This window comes from Hirschia sp., assembly GCF_058892565.1.
The window spans coordinates 78,476-98,779 of record NZ_JBZXVU010000024.1 but is presented as its reverse complement, the minus strand read 5'-3'; the positions used below and the strand labels follow the sequence as shown (position 1 = coordinate 98,779).

General features: G+C 52.2%; 18 protein-coding genes and 1 pseudogene. 8 read left to right on the top strand and 11 right to left on the bottom strand.

Annotated elements, in window-relative coordinates; all coding sequences use genetic code 11:
* Positions 1-48: 48 nt before the first annotated feature.
* Positions 49-393, bottom strand: a complete 345-nt coding sequence (locus AC5EF3_RS10125) for a hypothetical protein (RefSeq protein ID WP_493547961.1) — start codon at positions 391-393, stop codon at positions 49-51.
* A gap of 122 nt (positions 394-515) precedes the next feature.
* Positions 516-1,103 (bottom strand): hypothetical protein, encoded by a 588-nt coding sequence (locus tag AC5EF3_RS10120; protein ID WP_493547960.1) that lies wholly within the window; start codon positions 1,101-1,103, stop codon positions 516-518.
* A gap of 117 nt (positions 1,104-1,220) precedes the next feature.
* Here AC5EF3_RS10120 and AC5EF3_RS10115 point away from each other — a divergent pair, with 117 nt between their 5' ends.
* Entirely contained in the window at positions 1,221-1,424 is a 204-nt protein-coding gene (locus tag AC5EF3_RS10115; RefSeq protein WP_493547959.1) for a helix-turn-helix domain-containing protein, read from the top strand.
* Positions 1,425-1,431: 7 nt separating this feature from the next.
* Here the strand turns inward: AC5EF3_RS10115 and terL are convergent, their stop codons facing one another.
* From terL to AC5EF3_RS10100, 3 genes are read right to left on the bottom strand one after another with little or no spacing between them, the layout of a single operon-like run.
* Complete coding sequence (gene terL, locus AC5EF3_RS10110; protein WP_493547958.1) at positions 1,432-2,892, bottom strand: phage terminase large subunit; 1,461 nt, start codon at positions 2,890-2,892, stop codon at positions 1,432-1,434.
* Positions 2,885-3,340 (bottom strand): DUF5681 domain-containing protein, encoded by a 456-nt coding sequence (locus AC5EF3_RS10105; RefSeq protein ID WP_493547957.1) that lies wholly within the window; start codon positions 3,338-3,340, stop codon positions 2,885-2,887. Before AC5EF3_RS10105 ends, terL begins: the two co-directional genes overlap by 8 nt.
* Complete coding sequence (locus AC5EF3_RS10100) at positions 3,337-4,731, bottom strand: DNA modification methylase (RefSeq protein WP_493547956.1); 1,395 nt, start codon at positions 4,729-4,731, stop codon at positions 3,337-3,339. The genes AC5EF3_RS10105 and AC5EF3_RS10100 overlap by 4 nt, the downstream gene beginning before the upstream one ends.
* 332 nt (positions 4,732-5,063) lie before the next feature.
* On the opposite strand from AC5EF3_RS10100, the pseudogene AC5EF3_RS10095 reads away from it, so the two are divergent.
* Positions 5,064-5,225: pseudogene (locus AC5EF3_RS10095) on the top strand (IS6 family transposase); the annotation flags it as partial.
* A gap of 282 nt (positions 5,226-5,507) precedes the next feature.
* Here the strand turns inward: AC5EF3_RS10095 and AC5EF3_RS10090 are convergent.
* From AC5EF3_RS10090 to AC5EF3_RS10065, 6 genes are all read right to left on the bottom strand, one after another.
* Entirely contained in the window at positions 5,508-7,529 is a 2,022-nt protein-coding gene (locus AC5EF3_RS10090; RefSeq protein WP_493547955.1) for a heavy metal translocating P-type ATPase, read from the bottom strand.
* 55 nt (positions 7,530-7,584) lie between these two features.
* Complete coding sequence (locus tag AC5EF3_RS10085; protein ID WP_493547954.1) at positions 7,585-10,710, bottom strand: efflux RND transporter permease subunit; 3,126 nt, start codon at positions 10,708-10,710, stop codon at positions 7,585-7,587.
* 11 nt (positions 10,711-10,721) lie between these two features.
* Complete coding sequence (locus AC5EF3_RS10080; protein WP_493547953.1) at positions 10,722-12,047, bottom strand: efflux RND transporter periplasmic adaptor subunit; 1,326 nt, start codon at positions 12,045-12,047, stop codon at positions 10,722-10,724.
* A complete protein-coding gene (locus tag AC5EF3_RS10075; RefSeq protein WP_493547952.1) occupies positions 12,044-13,336 on the bottom strand; it encodes a TolC family protein in 1,293 nt (430 codons plus the stop codon). The genes AC5EF3_RS10080 and AC5EF3_RS10075 overlap by 4 nt, the downstream gene beginning before the upstream one ends.
* 73 nt (positions 13,337-13,409) lie before the next feature.
* A complete protein-coding gene (locus AC5EF3_RS10070) occupies positions 13,410-13,730 on the bottom strand; it encodes a hypothetical protein (RefSeq protein WP_493547951.1) in 321 nt (106 codons plus the stop codon).
* Between the two features lie 182 nt (positions 13,731-13,912).
* Entirely contained in the window at positions 13,913-14,371 is a 459-nt protein-coding gene (locus tag AC5EF3_RS10065; RefSeq protein ID WP_493547950.1) for a MerR family transcriptional regulator, read from the bottom strand.
* Positions 14,372-14,869: 498 nt separating this feature from the next.
* On the opposite strand from AC5EF3_RS10065, the gene AC5EF3_RS10060 reads away from it, so the two are divergent.
* From AC5EF3_RS10060 to AC5EF3_RS10035, 6 genes are all read left to right on the top strand, one after another.
* On the top strand, positions 14,870-15,016 hold the full coding sequence (locus tag AC5EF3_RS10060; RefSeq protein WP_493547949.1) for a hypothetical protein: 147 nt from the start codon (positions 14,870-14,872) through the stop codon (positions 15,014-15,016).
* 457 nt (positions 15,017-15,473) lie between these two features.
* Positions 15,474-15,710, top strand: coding sequence for a cation efflux transmembrane domain-containing protein (locus AC5EF3_RS10055; protein ID WP_493547948.1), 237 nt, complete (start codon positions 15,474-15,476; stop codon positions 15,708-15,710).
* A 737-nt stretch (positions 15,711-16,447) separates the two neighbouring features.
* Entirely contained in the window at positions 16,448-16,831 is a 384-nt protein-coding gene (locus AC5EF3_RS10050) for a hypothetical protein (RefSeq protein ID WP_493547947.1), read from the top strand.
* A gap of 272 nt (positions 16,832-17,103) precedes the next feature.
* On the top strand, positions 17,104-17,469 hold the full coding sequence (locus AC5EF3_RS10045) for a copper-binding protein (protein WP_493547946.1): 366 nt from the start codon (positions 17,104-17,106) through the stop codon (positions 17,467-17,469).
* 20 nt (positions 17,470-17,489) lie between these two features.
* The gene (locus AC5EF3_RS10040; protein ID WP_493547945.1) at positions 17,490-19,466 is read left to right on the top strand and encodes a copper resistance system multicopper oxidase; all 1,977 of its coding nucleotides are present in this window, start codon (positions 17,490-17,492) and stop codon (positions 19,464-19,466) included.
* The gene (locus tag AC5EF3_RS10035) at positions 19,463-20,293 is read left to right on the top strand and encodes a copper resistance protein B (protein ID WP_493547944.1); all 831 of its coding nucleotides are present in this window, start codon (positions 19,463-19,465) and stop codon (positions 20,291-20,293) included. Before AC5EF3_RS10040 ends, AC5EF3_RS10035 begins: the two co-directional genes overlap by 4 nt.
* Positions 20,294-20,304: the final 11 nt, after the last annotated feature.

Genomic DNA, 20,304 nt, shown 5'->3' with positions numbered 1-20,304 from the left:
CCCCATACGAGTAGCATCAAAATAGCTCATCCTCACTCACTACCTCAACTATAACCCAAGCTGCTTCACACACGCACTTGCCAATACTGCGACTTCCAGATCTCCATATCTTACTGACATTTCATAAGCGGCATTATCGACACAACTCATCAATTTTCGAATATTCACACTTACAGTGTCAGTGCCCCCAATCTGCACTCGCGTACTATATCCCTTAACAGCAGAATACCAATCTTCTGCTGTTGAAAGCTTGTTAGTGTAACTTGCCTCATTCCATGCTGAGACAGATTTATTGTGCAAATTTCCATTCACGCGTTCTGCGTAAGCTGGTGAAGTAAATGAGGCTACCATTGTGAGTACAGCGATTGAAATAAATTTATGGAACTGTGTCATGTTTAAGTCTCCTTTTTAGAAGGATACAGAAGAGATATGTATACTATAAGTCTCACAATAACACATATATCTCCCCTGAATCCGTATCGTAAATTCGGTTTGAGAAATTGGCTTAAAAGGCTCTAGCGATAAACGTCATCAACATTGAGCTGATTAATCTTGCCCGCCTTCATATCTACCAATAGCTGGCGCAGTGTGAGGACATTCGCTTTTGATAACATCATCCGCTCTTCCACACAGGCCGTCAGGCAAAAACCCACCTCAAGATAATGTTGAGATGCATTCCCACTATGGAAAGCAAACTTAAGCTTGCCCGTGCCAATCTGTGACCAAGTTGGTGCTTCACCTATCGTCTTGGAAATAATGTCACTGCGCTGCGTCGCAAGGGCTGACCATTCCAGGTACTTATCCAGCATTGGCAAATACTGGTCGATGTAACGGCTATCAAAATTAACTGAGAAATTCAGCGGAACATTCTGACCTATGCTCGCCCCTGCCCCAAAACCATATTCATCCATAGTCACATTCAATACAGTGCTACCATCTGAAAGCGTGCGCAACTGAGTTGTCGTTGGTCTTTCGATATACCTACTCGCAATATTATTAAACTCACTCGCTTTGAGCGATGTCGGCAAATAGGTGCTTTCACGAATAGATGTACACGCCACCAATATGACTGCACTCGACATAACCGCTATCCATTTTCTCATAAACAATCTCCTTTGTATCTTATGAGTCTCTATTCAGCTCGAAATAAAGCAAAGATCAAGCCAAATGAGACTTATAGTCTGTAGATTTATAGGATGCATTCTGGCGCATTCTTATGAATGGAAATCTGCAAGCGCGTTGGCGCAAACATTCGACAGCTAAGAGAGGCCAAAGACTGGTCGCAAGAAGAACTTGCAGACCAGGCTGGATTTCATCGTACCTATATTTCAGGTGTTGAGCGCGGAATTCGTAATCCTACGATCATAGTACTGGAGCGTATTGCCAAAGCACTGAAAGTGAATACAGCGGAACTTTTACAATAGGGTACTGTCATCTCCTTCTACCCGATGATCGCCGTTTTACAACTCGAGGCCTTTCTCCCAATACCCTCCTTCTATACCATTCTTTGGGATCACGTCCCCGCACCCAATTGGCAAACATGGTTATCGCATCAACAATATCGTCATGCCGTCCATCCGGAAATGATATTATCTCTGACCTAAAAGCGGGATACCAATCTATATTTTTAGGAAAGACAATTCGTTCAGAATATAGTGTATCTGCAGCTGTCGCAGCACGCTCTACTTTCGAGCCTTTTGGAGGTTGAACAACGACTCCGAAGTGCTCCATTTGCCTTAGTTCGCGGCAGAGAGCTAATCCAGTATGACATTCTTCGATAAAGGTATGTTCGGGTTTAAATTTTCGGATGAGTTTTAGCGTTGTTTTTTTTAGAGCTGGATAATCTAACCTCTGTCGAACCAAGTCTATCAAGTGCCAATTGTTGTTATCATCTAGCCCCCAACTGGCAATCACTGAATAATCACAATCTTCATGATCTTTTACTGCCGTATCTATTGTCTGAACCACAGCTCTAACTTTTTCCTGTGGTAGTATTTCATCGATAAAATGCAATCGATCAAACTCAATAACCGTGGATGCTGAAGGCAAAGGTTCTTGAAGAAATTGAGCCGAATAGGCAGAATTACCCATTGACGCTTTTAGTTCATTCAACACATCGTGTGGGAACCGCGCAGGAGAAAGTAAATCTCCCTCTTTGAACAACCAATTCCGATCATTATAGCTTTCAAATAGGATATCTCGCGGCGCTATGGAAGGCAGTATCAATTCCTCGAATTGCCCTCTATCGCGAAGCTGATACACAAGGTCATCAATGTGAAGACGCTGCATGCAGGCAATAAGACGACCGGTATTTTGATCATTGAACCTTGTAATGGCTGTTTCAGAGAAGAACTCGGCAACGCGCTCTCGAGTGGTTTGAGAATGTTGATCCTGAGATTTCATCAAATCATCGAGAATGAGCACATCTACGCCCATTCCTGTAAAGCTGCCTTGAACAGTGACCGGTAAGTATCCGCCACCCGTTTCTAAAGATACCCTTCCTTGCCTATCTCCCCCACGTGCTAAACGAACGTGGGGAAACACCTGTCGATACAAAGGCAGGTCCAATACACGGCGAAACAGCAGCATGTGTTGATTGGACAATTCCTGACCATATGTAACAACACCAATCTGAAGTGAAGGGTCTCGGCCAAGCAACCATGCAGGTAGACAAACCGCAGCACAAAAGCTCTTCAAATGCCTTGGCGGCATATTCACAAGCAAACGACTACCATTCGTCAGTCCTGATTTCTGCAGACCATAACAAAAGGGTTGAATATAAGGCTCATCTTTAAATTCAACTCCGCTATACAATGAACGAAAAACTGTTTTGACAAAATAATCAAAACGTTGGTGAGCTAAAGCGATTAGTCTTTGTTGTTCACTACTCATCTTCATCTCCCCCTTCCTCAATCATTTGCGGTTGGGTAAGACGCAATTCCGCTTCATACTCACCAAGTATCTGTTGAGCTAAATCAGTATCAATATTGAATCTATCCTCATCTGAATGGCTGCTCGCCAATCTGTTTTGGTGGTTTAACACCAATACTGTTGATCTATAGTCGCCCTGTGCTGCTTTTGTGACCACTTGAAGCAAGATTAATTCCTTCTTTGTCAGTGTCCGATTCTTGCCATCTTTTTTAATTGTCACTGTCTCATTCAATAAGTCTTCAAAAGAAGTTTCTCCTGGCTTTTTTGCTTTAGGGCGCCCTCTCGGATTTCCGCTTTTTCCTTTCTTAAAGCGATGTGTCTTTGGCGGCTTGCCTTTGCCGACATCATAGTGAGTTTTGGTTTTTGAAGAATTAGAACGATGTATCTTTAGATCTTTGGGATTGTTCATGACTGATCTCCCTTAAGTGACGTCACTCTCGTCCGCTGTCTAACTTTAGCCTTCTTCTCTTGTGGCAAGGCTTCCAAGTTTGACCGCTGCTCTTTAAGTTGAGAAAAAGTCAGCCCCGTCCCTACATGAATAATCTTCTCATCATATTTTAGGCTGTACCTATTGAGTATCGTCTCAACATATCCAGCATCTAATTCCATTAAATATGCAATCCGACCAGCCTTTTGGGCCGCCATCAATGTCGTTCCAGATCCTCCAAAAGGATCAAGCACAATGTCTCTGCGTTTGGTGCAATCCTTAATAATATCTTCTATCAAAGGCGTTGGTTTAACCGTCGGATGCATGGACAGATCAGTCTCACGTGTAGAACTAAAACTATTTGCTCCTTCATAGCTCCAGACATTCGTGCGGTAGCGACCATGCTTGCCTAATTCTACATTGTTGCGATGCGTTGCACCCGGTTTGCGAAACACAGCAAACAACTCATGCTGAGAGCGATAAAAACTTCCCATACCCGCATTAGTTTTTGCCCAAACACAAATATTAATCAGTTCAAGTTCGGCTTTCTCACCCGCATTGAGTAAAAGCCTTATCCCCCGCCAATCCATGGCGGCGTAGATTAAACTCCCCTCTCTGCAAGCAGATTTAGTTGCAATAAGAAAATCAAACAAAAAGACCTCAAATTCGCTATCGCTCATTTCTCCTGAAGCCATAACAAATTCACGATGTTTGATTTTTCCTAACCCTGTCACATGGCCTGTGACGGGTACATTGAATGGAGGGTCAGTGACCACAACATCTGCTTTTTCACCCTCCATTAATACGCCAATATCTTCAGATTTAAGTGCACTCCCACACATCAACCGATGACCGCTCGAAAATTGAAAAACATCTCCGATTTGAACGAATGATTGAGATATCGGAAGTAATGGTCCTTCTTCAACATCTTCTTCATCTACAATCTTAAAAAGATTGTCGACCTCAGCTACTTCAAAGCCTAATTCATCTACCTCAAATTCGAGCTCCAGTAATTGAGAAAGTTCCTCACGCAGTAAGTCTTCATCCCATTTCCCATTCTCAGCGTGCTTGTTTAGAGCAATGCGTAATGCTTTCAGTTCAGAAGAGGTGTAACCGCTGGCACAAAGTACTTGCACCGTTTCCAAACCCAGTTCTCGAACCGCTTGAAGGGTCAATAGCCCGTCCACCACATTTCCAGCGGTATCTATAAGTATAGGAAATTGTCCAAAGCGCTCTATCGAACGTTTCAGTTTAGCTAGCTTTGACGCCGAATGCTGGCGTAAAGTTCTATTAGGCAGTAGAACACTGTCTATAGCCTTTGTTTGCAATTTTAGTCCGCGCTTCTGCGCATTGAGAATATTTGAGGCAGTCATCCCATTCTCCTTTTCTGTTCGGGATGGCCCGCTAAACTATAGCGCGTTCGATCTCATTCAGATCTGCTTCGGAATTTTATCCGGAAAAGGAAAACTTGACTTAGAACCTCGCTTTGGGGCTATGCCATAATGGCATTATCTATCGTTTTTGTGTCATTCTCGGTGTTACAGAGTTACCTCGAACACAGCTTCTGCAACATTTTTTAGCTATCGATTTAGAAGTGATTCGGCAAGAGCTGATTAACAAAAAGTTAAAATTGTTGAAATGTTATTTTCTCTGATGCCCCCTTCGTTCTCAGCTTCAACTCACTATTCTCTAATATAAAAAAAACATGCTCGAAGTCATCAAACTTGCTGTGATGATGTACATCCGATTTTCACTCTCGCTGAGAAACGTGGAAGACCTTCTTCATGAACGAGGTATCGATATCACACTCGAAACGGTCAGGTTTTGGTGGAACAGGTTTGGTCCAGTATTCGCTTCTCAAATCCGGAAAAAGCATGCAGTCCAAATGCGAAAATTCACAACCATTTCAAACTAGAGAGACACCTCTACTCAAGACCAAATTTCAAACGAAATCGCAACGTCACATTGAGCGAATGGCGACAACTTTTTGTAGGCTAGAAAAAACTAAATTCCCCGTATTTGAGAGCAGTTAGCTTTTATCTAGTACCACCACCAACTAACACTCCAATGTCTGATTGAGTAAAAACTGGAACAGTTTTAATGCTCCTAATCATCAGCGTTTTCCAAAGTTAGGAGTTTACAGTCGAGATCATACGGCTTTATTTTGAATGCTTTCCTTTGCGCTGTATCCAAGCAGGCGCAAGGCATTTGAGACAACCAGCACCGTTGAACCTTCGTGGATGAGCACAGCTGGGCCAATCCCAAGACCGAACAGTGTGGCCGGGATCAGAAACGCGACGATGCCGAGGCTGACCCAGAGGTTTTGCCGGATAATGCGACTGGTTGCCCGGCTCAATCCGACGGCAAATGGCAACGTCTCAAGATCATCAGCCATGAGAGCAATGTCAGCAGTCTCAAGGGCAACGTCTGAGCCCGCAGCTCCCATAGCGATACCGACACTCGCATTAGCCATGGCAGGCGCATCATTGACGCCGTCCCCAACCATAGCGACGCCGCGACCTTGCTTGAGTGATTTGATCTTGGTGACTTTATCATCGGGCAAGAGATCGCCGAAGGCCTCGTCAAGCCCAACATCTCGCGCGACAGCATCTGCCACATTCTGGTTGTCGCCTGAAATCATCATCATACGGGTCACGCCGATGTCGCGCAGCCGCGCTATGACGCTTTTCGCCACCTCGCGCGGCGTGTCCATAAGACCGATTACGCCGAGATAACGCTCCCCGTGACGCACAATCATCGTTGTGCGGCCATTAGCAGACAGCGAATTTACGCGCTCTGCCAAGTCTTCCGGCACTGGCTTGCCGTCCACCTCATCAAACAAAGCCGATTTGCCGATATGCACAATCTGACCATCATACATAGCGGACAGACCGCGGCCGGTAATGCTTGTAAAATCGGTTGCGCTGTCGGGGATTGATCCGAGGCGGGTCTTCGCATCGCGCACCACTGCCTCGGCCAGCGGATGATCACTTAGCGTTTCAACAGCGGCGCTAATCCTAAGTAGAGTATCTGCATCAACATCGCTGAAAGGTACAATATCCACAAGGCGCGGCTCGCCCTCTGTCAGTGTGCCGGTTTTGTCAAAGGCGATGGCGTCGAGCCGCCCGAGCGCTTCAAGCGGCGCGCCGCCTTTAATCAACACGCCGCCGCGCGCGGCGCGGGCCACGCCAGAGAGTATGGCACTTGGGGTTGCAATGGCCAGAGCGCAGGGGCTAGCCGCCACTAATACAGCCATGGCTCGGTAAAAGCTTTCGGAAGCCGTCTCGTCCAGAACAAGGAAGGTCAGCGACGTAACAACCGCCAGAACAATGATGCATGGCACAAATATACGCTCGAACTTTTTGCTAAAACTCTGCGTCGGTGACTGGCGTGTTTCGGCCTCGCTCACCATGGTGACAACACGGGCTAGCGTCGTCTCGCCCGATAATTTGGTCACTTGAACATCCAGACTGCCGGACCCGTTGATTGCCCCCGCGAAGACCCGGCTTTCGGCCTTTAGCGCGTCAGGATTGCCAGCTGCCTTTTCGCGGTCAGCCACAGGTCTTTTGTCCACGGGCGCGCTTTCGCCTGTAATGGGTGCCTGATTGACCGCGCTTTGTCCACTGACCACAAATCCGTCGGCTGGCAAGCGCTCATTGGAGCGCACCACAACGACATCACCGATGACGAGCTCGTCGATCGCAATGGTTTCTGTCGTCTGGCCCCGCCGGACGAGCGCCTCATCTGGAGTGAGATCCGCCAAAGCCGAAATCGCATTGCGCGCCCGGGCCATGGCATAGTTTTCAAGGGCATGACCAATGGCAAACAGGAAGAGGAGAAAAGCGCCTTCCGCCCATTCCCCCAGAATTGCGGCGCCCGTGGCAGCCACCAGCATCAGAAAGTCGATCTGAAACTGGCCTTTCAGTATTTTACCCGTGGCCTCACGCAGCGCGAAATAACCACCGAAAAAGTAAGCCGCGAGCAGGAAGCCAAATCCGATGGGGTCCGGTAGAAACCCAAGTTTGGGGCCGAGCCAGCCTGCCAGCAGGCAAAGTCCAGCCAGCCCGGCAAAGATGATTTCCGCGCGCGGCCCCAATAAGTGGCTAATGACATCGCCATGGTCATGACCGTCAGTGTCGTGATCATGATCTAAGTGTTTCGAGCGTGACATAAGCGTCTCCAAAAAAGTGACGCCTTGGCGGACTGCACCGCCAAGGCGGAGTGATTTATTTCGCCGGAACGGTTTCGGGGCTGTGCGGTGTTTCCAGCAGCGAATGATGCGAGTCTGGTTTCGGTGAGAACCAACGATGCAGAGCCGGCATAACGAGCAGCGTCAGCAGGGTTGAAGAGACAAGCCCGCCTGTGACGACAGTCGCCAGGGGCCGCTGCACTTCCGCGCCGACGCCAGTCGCAAACAGCAAGGGCGCAAGTCCCAAAGCAGTTGTCATCGCCGTCATCAGAACGGGTCTGGCGCGCATCCCAGCCGCATCGATTGCGAGCGCATCCCGGTCTCGCCCGGCGCGGGCGAAATCGTCCATGAAGCTCACCAGAACCATGCCGTTGCCAAGTGCGATACCAAATAACGCGATGAAACCAACCGTCGCGGGAACCGAGACAGGCAGTCCTGTAATCCAGAGTGCGAGCGCGCCTCCGGTTAACGCAAGGGGGATGTTCAGCAGTATGAGAATTGCCGATTTAAGCCGTCCGAATGTCAGTAGCAGGATCAGCAATACAATGCCGAGCGTGATCGGTATTACAACTGCGAACCGAGCATTGGCCTGTTGCTGCAATTCAAACTGACCGCCCCAGACAACGCGGTAGCCTGCAGGCAGGTCAAGATTGGCGTCGGTCAGATCTTGCGCCTCCATTACAAAAGACCCGATGTCTCGGCCCCGCACATTGGATTGCACGGTGATAAACCGCTCGCCATCCTCACGCGTGATCTGACGTGGTCCGATAACGGTCTCGATAGTGGCCACGCTTTCCAGCGTCACACGCGCGCCGTTTGACGATTCCAGCACCAAGCGGCGGATGGCTTCGGCTGTATCGCGGCTCTCTTCATGAAACCGCACGACGATCGGGAATTGCCGAACGCCTTCAAACAGAGCACCGGCTTCTGCTCCGCCGACCGAGGCCCGCAAGGCATCAAGCGCGTCCTCAACATCGAGACCATACCGTCCGAGGGCCGCCCGATCGACACGCACCACGAGTTGTGGTGCCCCTGTAATCTGGTCAGCCTGAACTTCAGCTGCCCCATCTACCTGTTGCAAGATGGCCTGTAGCTCTTGTGACTTTTTCAACAGGACATCACTGTCCGGCCCGAAAATCTTCACGGCAAGTTCTGCGCGTGTCCCGGTCAAAAGTTCATCAACAGACATCGCGATAGGTTGTCCAATATTGACGACAATACCGGGCACCCCTTCCAGATTTTCCGATATCGCTGTGCGCAAGTCCTCCGGCGACAGGCCTTTGCGCCACTCCGACCTCGGATTGAGTTCAACAAAAGCTTCCGCACTATTGGTCGGGTCGGCGTGGGCCCCGACCTCACCGCGACCGATTCGGGTCACGATAGACTTGATTTCCGGAAAGGCCGTCAGAAGCCTTTTCTCAACGCGGGTGGTCGTTTCCGCCGCTTCTGTCAAAGAGATAGATGGTGCCATGGTCACGCGGAGTAGAACATCACCTTCTTCAAGCGAAGGGGTAAATTCAGACCCGAGGCGCGAACCGGCCAGTCCGCCCGCTACCAGGAGGATGGCGGCCAGAGCAATCGCCGCCAAACGCTGGCGAACGAAGAATCCGGCGGCTTGGCTGACCGTGCGGGCAATCCATCCCGGACGGTCCTCACGCGGCTTTTTGCTCCGGCGCATGACCCCATTTGCGAGCGATGGCGCAATCAGCGCGGCGTAGAACAATGACCCCGTCATGGCGAGCGCCGCGGAGGCTGCCAGAGGCCGGAAGGTTTTACCTTCCACGCCTTGCAACGAGAAAAGCGGCAGAAAGACGACGATCACCACCGCAACGGCCGCAATTAGCGGCGCTATGACTTCCGCAGCTGAGCGCGCCACAACATCCCTCTGATCGACAGACGGATCGCTTTCCAGGAATCCCCGGTCGACATTTTCTGCGATGACGATAGCCCCATCCACCATCAAGCCAATGGCAATGGCCACGCCGCCCAGCGACATGAGGTTGGCACTGATGCCGAGCCATTGCATCGCGATGAAAGCAAAGCCCACGGAAAATGGAATAGAGAGGACAACAACCAGGCTTGGACGCCAGCCGCCCAGAAAGACGAAAACGACCAGTGCTACGAGTAGCGCGCCTTGCCACAACGCCGTTGTTACCGTGGCGGCAGCTTTGTTGACCAGTGTTCCCTGATCATAATAGGGCACGGCGTTGACTCCCTCCGGCAGGTTTTTGTTGATTTCCTCAAAGCGTGTCTGAACGCGCGCAATCACATCGGACGTATTGGCACCATAGAGTTTGAGCACCAGCCCCGCGACCACTTCACCTTCGCCATTGGCGGTGGCCAGGCCCTGGCGTACTCCGCCGCCGACTATGATTTCACCGAGGTCGCGTACCCGCACTGGGCGGCCATCGTCCACGTTGACAACAATTTCCGCAAGATCTTCAACCGATCGCGCCAGTCCCACGCCGCGCACAGTATATTGCTCGGCCCCGATTTCGAGAAATTGTGCGCCTTCGGTCTTGTTGCCGCGCTCAAGGGCGGTCATCACATCACCAATCTGGATGTCGTAAGCCAATAGCGCGTCCGGATCGAGCCTGACCTGATACTGCTTTTCATAACCGCCAAGTGACAGCACTTCGGTGACGCCGGGCACAGTCTGAAGCTGGTATTTGATGATCCAGTCCTGGATTTCGCGCATTTCTACAAGATCGCGCGCGCCGGTCTCATCTTCAAGACGGAAATAGAGAATAATCCCTAGACCTGTTGAAATAGGCCCCATTTGCGGGTCACCAAAGCCATCGGGGATATTGCCGCGCGCTTCGGCGAGGCGTTCACCAACAACCTGGCGCGCAAAATACACATCCGTGCCGTCCTCAAAATAGATGTTAACGACGGACAGTCCAAAGTTTGAGACCGAGCGCATATGGTCTAGCTTCGGCAAGCCGGACATGGCGGTCTCAATGGGATAGGTCACGTAGCGTTCGACTTCTTCAGGCGCGAGGCCTTCGGTTTCTGTGAAGACCTGAACGAGTGAAGGTGTCACATCGGGAAAGGCATCAACGGGTAGCGCTTTGAACGCGAATAATCCGCCAAGCGTCATGGCGAGCGCCGCGATGGCGGCAAGCAGCCGCCCTCCGGCGATACGGTGCATAAGATTCATCATGTCAATCAGTCCTAGTGGCCGTGGCCATCGCCAAAGGCGTCTTTTTCAAGTTGAGCTTTGAGGGTGAAGGCACCGTCTGTGACGATGGTCTCACCCGCCATCAGGCCAGAGCGGATTTCCACAAAGCCGCCAGATTTGGTGCCTGTCATCACTGAGCGCGGGGCATAGCCGCCCTCGACAGGGACAAACACGGAAGGTCTGTCTTCAACCAATTGAATGGCTGCCTCCGGTACGCGCAAAACCTGCTCAGACGTGCCAACGCTGAGATCGGCCGTGACATACTGGCCAGGTCGTAATGTGCCGTCCGGATTGTCAACGATCACGCGGGCCGTCGCGGTGCGTGACGTTTCGCTGATGACCGGCAGCACAAAGGCAATTGCGGACTGAGCCAGGATTTCACCGCTGTCGGTTTTCAGCGCGACAGGAGCACCGACGCGAATGCGGGCGATGTCCTGTTTGTAAACGGCAATATCCGCCCAGACGACACTGTCATCGACAAGGGTGAAAAGCGGATCAGCGCCGGCATCCCCGGCTGAGACTGTTTCGCCAAGCGTGACCGTCCGGCGCACCACTGTTCCGGCTATCGGCGCGGACAGGTAGGCATTGGCATTATCGCCATCAGCCGCAGTGGATATGCGCTCCAGTGCGGCATGACTGACACCTGCAGCGTGGAGCTCATTTTCAGCCGCGTCACTATCGGCTTTGGCGGCTTCAAATTCCGCCCGCGCGGCTTGCAAATCGGCTTCCGAAGTAATTTTGTCCGCAAACAGCTTTTCTTCGCGGGCCAGCGCCTGACTGGCGAGGGCTTTGCGCGTTTCAGCGGTGAGCCAAGCGGCTTTCAGACCGGCGAGTTCACGGCTCTTGATCAGCGCCAGCGTATCGCCGCGGGCCACGTGATCCCCCTCGCTCGCATAGAGTTTGCCAATTACGCCGCTGACCTTGGGCGAGACGTTGGCGACGCGATCAGCGTCAAAGCGGATTTCGGCCGGAAGGCTGAGAGATTGCGCAATCGCCCCCTCTGCAACAGTTGCCGTTTCAATACCGGCCTCGGTGGCCGCGTCAGGGGTTAGTTTCACTACGTCCCCTTCGGATTCATCATGGTCATTATGGCCGTCAGGCTTGCCGTCACTTTCCGCATGATCGTCATGATCATCATCTTGATCGGTCTCGCCATGGTCATCATGATCTGCTTTTTCTTCGCCATGATCATCGTGATCAGCGGTCGCGGCAGACGGTTCGTTTGCGACTCGATTGGTATTCGGGTTTGCGTTGCCACATCCCGCCAAAATCACAGCCAGAACCATCATGGTCGTTGGCAAAATAAGTGTCTGTTTCATTGGAAGTCTCCATTAAACGGGGCGGCACCAATCAGGCTTTTGAGACGCATGAGGTCCGCATTGAGGGTACGCCGCGCGTCAATTACGCCGACGCCTGCCTCGATCAGCCCCTTACGGGTATCGAGCGTTGATGTGAGGTCAAATCGGCCTGCCGCATAGCCTTCAACAGATGCGTCGTAGGCGGAACGGGCCGCGGGAAGCGCCTCTTTTTCGATTAAAATCAGCCGGGCCTTTGAAGTGCGAACCCGCGCGGCGGCAGCCTGTTGCTGCGACCGTAATCTGGCTTCAACGGCGACGGCACTGATGCGTTCGGCATCGGCGCGCAGACCCGCTGCGCGAGCGGCGTCGCGGTTACGGTCAAAAAGCGGAATCGGCACGGTGACCCCCACCAGGAGCGCATTGTCGCCAGTCTCTTCAAATTGGCGAACGCCTGCACTGACCGTGACATCGGGAACACCGGCTGCGCGGGCGGCGTCCTGCTCGGCGTCGCGGGCTGTTGCGCCAGCTTTAGCCGCGGCGAGCGCCGGGTGCTCATCAAGCCCGCTCGTCTTTGAGAGTATTTCACTTTCATCAGACAATATGGCGCGCGGGGGCGCAAAGACCGGCGTTGAGCTTCCCCAAAGCGCGGCGAGTTCATACCGCCGCTGATCAATTTCAGCGTCTGCGGCAAGTGCGGCGGCTTTGAGTGCCGCCGCATCGGCCTCGGCGCGTGAGCGCTCCGGCGGGGCTGCCGCGCCGGCTTCAACACGTTTCGCAACGGTTTCGGCCAAAGACACGGCGAGATCCGCAGACTCCCGGGCCAGCGCTGCGAGTTCTGTCGCGGCAATCAGGTCATGATAGAGTAGCGCCGCTTCAAGTTCGGTTTCTCTCAATATGACGCGGCATTCCGCGTCGGCGAGCGCTGCCCGCGCCCGCGCAGCCTGCTCGCGCTTGGCTCTTTTACCGCCTAGCTGGAAGGTCTGCGCAATTGCGAGCGTGGTTTCGCTCTGGTCAAAGCCGCTGAGCGGTCCGGAGCCGGAAAAATTCTCAATTTCCAATCCGATTGACGGATTAAGACGGCGCCCGGCCTGATCGGCTTCGGCGGCGCTGGCGCGCGTTTCCAGTGCGGCTCGGCGAACATCCGGGGACGCATAGCGTATTTGCGCCAGCGCCATGTCGAGTGTTAGCGGGGCGTCCGCCACAATTGGGGGCTGGCCGCCCATTGGCCCGTTGCACGGAGCCGCGATCGCTGCGCCTGGAACGACTGCTGCGATCAGGACGCAAAGTGCGCCCTGTTTTAATTTTGGCATGGGGAGTTCTTCCTTGTGATAACCTGAATAGACATTAATCCCACGCGCAAAGACGCAGGTTCAAAGAATCAGGTTAGGCACGCGGAGGACGGTAGAGGCCGATAGGACCTGCACGCGGAACGTGCTGGTCTGCACCAGGACGAAGCTCTAATGTCGCACAAGAAGCGAAGAAGAAGGCCGAAATGTTCATCCCTACCATATGGAGATGGCATGGCCCGCAGCTATGGATATGATGCTTGTGGGCCGGTCGTTGCCCAGTATAATCATTTTCTGCATCACGGAGTTTGGCGTCATGATGTGCTTCCGCGTCTGTGGTAACACAGGCAATTTCTTCGGCATCCATAGCATGATTAACTGCTGCCGTTGCGCCCATACCAAGGGTAACGCTGAGCATCAGCGCAAGCCAAAATCTGGCGGTGCATATGACGGATACAGTTTTCATTCCTTCAAAGACTATCCTATTTCATTATCAAAATCATTAAATATATTCATTTATTTAGTGCCATCTGTCTTCATGATCCTGTTATAGCACCTACAGCGGCTGTAGGATCAAGCCCATTTTTAAATTATCTTCTATCAGAGCTGCCCGCCGATTTTTGGCGAGAGCGCTGTTCCGTCATGTGGGTCAAGACAATGCCTATGATCCCCTAAACTTTCGAGGACTTTGCATGTGGCAATGCTGCCGCCCGCGCAGGCCGACAACATGCGTTTTAATTCGGCTTCCAGTGTTTCAAGCTGGGACAGTTTCTGACGCACATCCGCCAATTGCCGGCGAGCAATAACATCAACATGGGCGCAATCCTCGCTGGGCTCGTCTTGCAAATCAATGAGCTCACGTATGGAGTCGATAGGGAAGCCCAAATCACGGGCATGACGGATAAAGAACAGGCGGCGCAATGCCGCGTCGCCATAGAGTCGCTGACCGCCTGGACTGCGCTCAGGGTCTCTCATCAGATCGATCGATTCATAATAGCGAATGGTCGTGACTTTCACACCCGCTACCTTCGATAAACAACCAATTGTCATCTGTTTCATTGTCGCCTCCAAACACCTCTTGCGTCTACAGTCGCTGTAGAGGTTAAGCTAAGTGAATTAAAAATAAAACAATGAGACACGAGTACCCGCATTATTCAGTCTACTTGGCCTTAATAGGCCTTTTAATGATCATCAACGCCTTATTTAGCGTACCTTTCGGTATTATAGCCAACAGCAGCATTCGAAAAACCGGCAAACTATCTGTGGGTCTAGCCCTCCGGCCTGACGTCGCGATGCATGGACATGCCGCGTTGACGTTCGCTGAATCCTGCCTCGACCAGGGATCGCTCTAAGCGCCAAACTTAGAATCATTAGCCGTAGGAGCAGCGCTACTCTTGGGGGCACGGTCGTCATATCTCTGGGCCGCAAAGCTTATAGCGATCAAATGCGTGTCTACGGACTAAAGAAAGACGTGCTGATTACGGCTGAAATTCACCGGTGCCCACGTAACCCGCGGTATTTTGAGTATACGTTAATGTTCCTATTGGGTTGGGATCATTGATCGAGCTTATCTTTGTCGTCGCCTTTGCCGCCATGATTTATGCGGGTATCACGCTTGTTGAAGAGCCTCATAGGGAGCGCTTCTTCGGCGATAATTACCGAAACTACAAAAGCAAAGCCGAGCGTTATTTCAGTATCATGTAAGCACTGGAGACACCAAATGTCAGATAACTGTGGCTGTGAAACTAATGAGGGGCTGGTTGGGCAATCTCCAGAGTATCGCCGCGCGCTCTGAACCGTTGTAGGCTTAAATGTCGGATACAGCATCATCGAGTTGATCGGTGGCTTTTTAGACAATTCGCAAGCGCTAAAGGCAGATGCTCTCTATTTCCTTGGCGACGATTCTATCACCTTTTTTTTGCCATACTTGCGATTAGCTGGTCCTTGGTTTGACGGGCACGCTCCGCCTCACTACAAGGGCTGTTTCTCGGCGGCCTCGGACTGTGGGTGCTCATATCGACGGTCCTAAAAGCAATGACCGATACGCCAGTAAGTGCAGGATCAGGATAATGGGAGTGTTCGCTTTGGTGGCTCTACTTCTGAATCTGATCGCCGTCGTACCACTGCTGCCCTACCGCAACTGCGACGCTAAGACACTAATATGCGCGCCGTCTGGTTATTCTCGCGCAACGATGCCATCGGAAATGTGGCTGTAATTATCGCTGCTGGTTTGGTCGCGCTGACTTCTACTCGCTGGCCCGACCTTATTGTGGCCGCTATTTTTGCCACCCTCTTTTTACATTCCGCCTGGATCATTCTTCATGACGTTGTCCGCGATCTGCGCATTGCAAAAACGAACGCAGAAAATCCTCTTGAGAGAAGCAGGACGTCAGAATGAGCAGATTTGTACGCATGCTCGGGTTGTCAGTTGCTGGTCTAGTACTCAACGCGGACTTAGTGACGAAAGCGGTCATGTGCTCTGCCCGTATGCAGGCCATCAGCTTAATCGACGTGCTGCCATTCTTTGACTTGCCATTAGGACTCAATCGCGGGATAAGTTATGGGCTGTTCAGTTCTCGGAGCGTGTGGCTGCTGTGATGGTTGGCTTGTGCCGTCTAGAATTCTGAATTGGGCATCATACTGATCACCGGACTATTGTTTGTGTCCGCAATCGTTGGGTTGCATAGAGATCGGGGGTCTATCTCGTCACACTGATAGCAATTGTATTATTCTACTTGGTCTTAGCGTTCGAGCATGGAGGGGTGTGGGAGATCGCTTTCAATTCGGTTGTCGTATGTGTGTTTATTCTATTCGCTATCGGCGGATATATGCGATCAGTCTGAATCGTCGCTATAGATCTAATTCTCCATGAGTTTTCGACGTCGCGCAGGCTGTATCCAGCACCTGATTGGTGGGGCATCGTTTTGCCTGTCGGCAGATGTGCTACTTGGATTATTCTTGGCGATCTGAATCTGGAAAAACAATATCCGCCACACGCCCAACTGATCGCTGCTGCTGATATGAGACATCACTCTACTACAATGAACGGGGCGATGTCCTACTTCTTCACATACGACAAAGATAATTTAAATTCTCCGATTGAAAAAAACCTATAGGGGGTATAGGGTATTGACTATGCGCACGATTTTATTGTCTTTGATGGTTCTGATCTTTGGGATCGCGCAGGTGCTCTGCACCTGCGCACCTGACAGCGACTCAAACATACAAATCGCGCAATCTGTGGATCATCACCCAGGCACCAGCGCTGATCATAATTCTGATGATGATCAGCACTGCAATGGATGTCAGCACTGCGATAGCGCTGACATGTATGCAATCTCTCAAACTGACAAAGTTGAGGCCACACCGCATCTGGAAGCGAAAGTTGCGATTGTCAAAGCGCGTACTCCCACACCGCGCCCCGTGCAACTTCGCAGGCCACCCGCTCCGCTGATCGACTTGCGATGGCGAACGCATGCAGGTTCGCCTATTTCCAGACACGACATATCTCTGACTTGAGTTCGATGCACGGCTAGCCGTTTTGCAGCCCAGTGCAACGCTTGAGGTCGTACTGCGGCCCACCTTCCAATGCTTTGGGCACCTTCCTAATTCTCCAGTTTTCTCACAGTTCCTCGCGGCGCATCCGCAGGACCGTCACTCACACCTTCTCACATGGAATCCGTACAATGACCTGTTTCAAAACCACTCTTTTCTCCAGTGTCCTCGCTTTAACCGTGTTGGCGTCCCCCGCCATTGCACAGCAATCGCCGCATGCGGGGCACGATATAAACATGACTGATACAACCCGCGCTCAACACATGTATGAGGCCACAGGAACAGTTGTGGCAATCGATGCAGCAAACCGTAAAGTTGGCCTCAACCACGGGCCCGTCGCTGCCCTCAAATGGCCCGCCATGAAAATGGCCTTCTCGGTCATGGATGGCGTGGATATCTCAAGTCTGAAGCCCGGAGACCGAGCTCAGTTCACGCTGCACAAGACCGACACAGGCCCCTACCCCATCGCCGAACTCTGCCTGACGCAATCGACTGAAGTCATCCCTGGCCTTTGCAGCAGCACTTCAGGATCTGTTGCAGGCGAACATGATGACATACCGGCAATGGCCCCTACCAAGATGCACCCCAAAGCGGCGCAGTAGCACAGCGACAGGAGAAGATAATGACTCAGTTTAGCAGACGACACCTCTTGCAGCTAGCAGTTGGAGGCGGCGCATTGGCCAGCCTTGGCGGCTTGCTACCTGCATGGGCGCAAAGCGCCCGCAATGGAAATCTCGGCATCGCAGCGCTCGCCGGAACAGATTTCGATCTGTCCATCGGGAAGTTTCCTGTGCACATCAATGGCCGTGCGGGAATGGCGACCGGCATCAATGGCACCTTGCCCGGCCCATTGGTGCGGTTTCGGGAAGGTGATGACATTACGATCAATGTGACCAATGAACTTGAGGAAGACTCGTCGATCCATTGGCATGGGCTGCTCGTGCCATTCTACATGGACGGCGTACCGGGCATCGCGTTTCCGGGGATCAAGCCGAAAGAAACTTTCACGTACAAATGGACGCTCAATCACGCCGGCACGTATTGGTATCACTCGCATTCAGGATTGCAGGAACAGCTGGGTCATTATGGCCCCTTGATTATCGATCCAAAGGCCTCCGATCCGGTGAGTTATGACCGCGAATATGTCCTCGTGCTGTCCGACTGGAGTTTTGAAAGTCCGCACAGCCTGTTCAAGAAATTGAAAAGCTCAAGCGACACATTCAACTTTCAGAAACGCACCGCCGGGGATTTTATCGATGATGTCTCTGACAAAGGTCTTGGCCAAACCCTTCAGGACCGCAAGATGTGGAACCAGATGCGTATGTCCCAGACAGATTGGGAAGATATAGGCGGCGCGACATACACCTATCTGATCAATGGTCATTCAACGCGCGACAATTGGGATGCCGTCTTTGCCCCTGGCGAACGTGTCCGTCTCAGAATCATCAACGCGTCAGCGATGACAATCTTCAACTTCCGTATCCCCGGTTTGCCGATGACGGTTGTCGCCGCCGACGGGCTCAACGTTCAACCTGTTGAGACTGACGAGTTCCAGATTGGCGTCGCCGAAACCTATGACGTGATCGTTTCGCCAGAGGAAAACCGGGCCTTTGCGATCACCGCCGAATCCATCGGCCGGTCAGGTCAGGTTATTGCAACACTCGCCCCGCGTCCCGGCATGCGGGCTGAAGCCCCAGAGCTTCGCGCGCCTGTCCCGCTGACCATGAAAGATATGGGTATGGGCGGAATGGATCATGGCAGCATGGCGGGAATGTCAACGGACAGTTCCCAAGAGATGACGGGCATGGATCATTCCAATATGTCAGGCATGGAGGGTATGGATCATTCGTCCATGGAAGGGATGGACCATTCCTCTATGCCCGGGATGGAGGGCATGGATCAAAGCGCCATGCCGGGAATGGATGATAAGCAAGCCAGCCCAATGAGCGGCATGTCCGGTATGGATGCAGCCGCTCCCGGCGTGACGCGCGGTCCGGGGGTTGTCGGCATCGCCATGGCACCCGTGAGCCGTCTCGATGAGCCGGGTCAAGGCCTGGAAGGCTTGGACCACCGGGTCCTGCGCTATTCCCAACTTCGCAGCCTTGAACGCAACCCAGATCTGAGAGCCCCCGAACGCGAGATCGAACTCCACCTGACCAGCAATATGGAGCGCTATATGTGGTCCTTCGACGGCGTTCAATTCGCGCACATCAAGGAACCCATCAAGTTCTACAAGGGTGAGCGACTTCGCCTGACCATGATCAACGACACAATGATGCCGCACCCCATACATTTGCACGGCATGTTCTTCGACGTGGTCAATGGCGGCGATGATCACAAACCGCGAAAGCACACCATTCTGGTCAAACCGGGAGAAAAACTCTCGGTCGACATTTCGGCAGAACATGTCGGCGACTGGGCCTTTCATTGCCACCTCCTCTACCACATGCATGCCGGCATGATGCAGGTCGTCTCGGTCCTGCCTTATGCCAATCCGAACGCCCCAAAAGCGATGGAAATGAAAGACATGGATATGAACAACATGGATCACAAATCTATGGATCACTCGAAGATGCCTGGCATGGGAGAGATGAAATGAAACCGATCACGCACACACTACTCATTGCTGCCTTTGGCATGATCTTGCCGTTCGGCGCGCTTGCTCAGCAGCCGGATGAGGAAACGCCGCAATCACCAGCCTCCGCCGATGCCCCTCTCTGGTCTCAAGCCAACCAATACTATGATCCCGAAGAGATGGCCAAGTCCCGTGAGGAAGTCCTGAAAGAGGGCGGCAGTCAAAGAACATCCTACGTGTTGTTCAACCAATTCGAAGCCCAGTCTGCCAATGGCGTGGACGAATTGTATTGGAATGGGCAAGCTTGGTATGGCGGCGACATCAACAAGATCTGGTTCAAAACCGAAGGGCGGTCTTCCTTAAACAATGGCGATGTCGAGGACGCCGAAATTCAAGCGCTCTATTCGCGCGCCGTCGCGCCCTACTGGAACCTGCAAGCTGGTGTTCGACATGATTTCAAACCAGACAGTCTCGATCATGCCGTGATCGGCATTCAAGGCCTCGCACCTTATTTCTTCGAAGTCGACATGTCCGCATATCTGAGCACCGAAGGCGACGTCACCGCGCGCGCTGAACTTGAATATGAGTTGCTTCTGACTCAGCGATTGATCCTGCAGCCGCGTATCGAGGTCAATGTCTCAGCGCAGGACATCCCGGATCGTCAAATCGGTGCAGGCCTCAACAATATCGATGCCGGGTTGCGTCTTCGCTATGAAATCAAACGGCAATTTGCGCCTTACATCGGTGTCGAATGGCAGGGCAGTTTTGGCGACACCAAAGACTTTATTGAAGCTTCTGGCGGCGATGCGGACAGGACCGTCTTTGTCGCTGGCGTGCGGACCTGGTTTTAAGGAACATCACC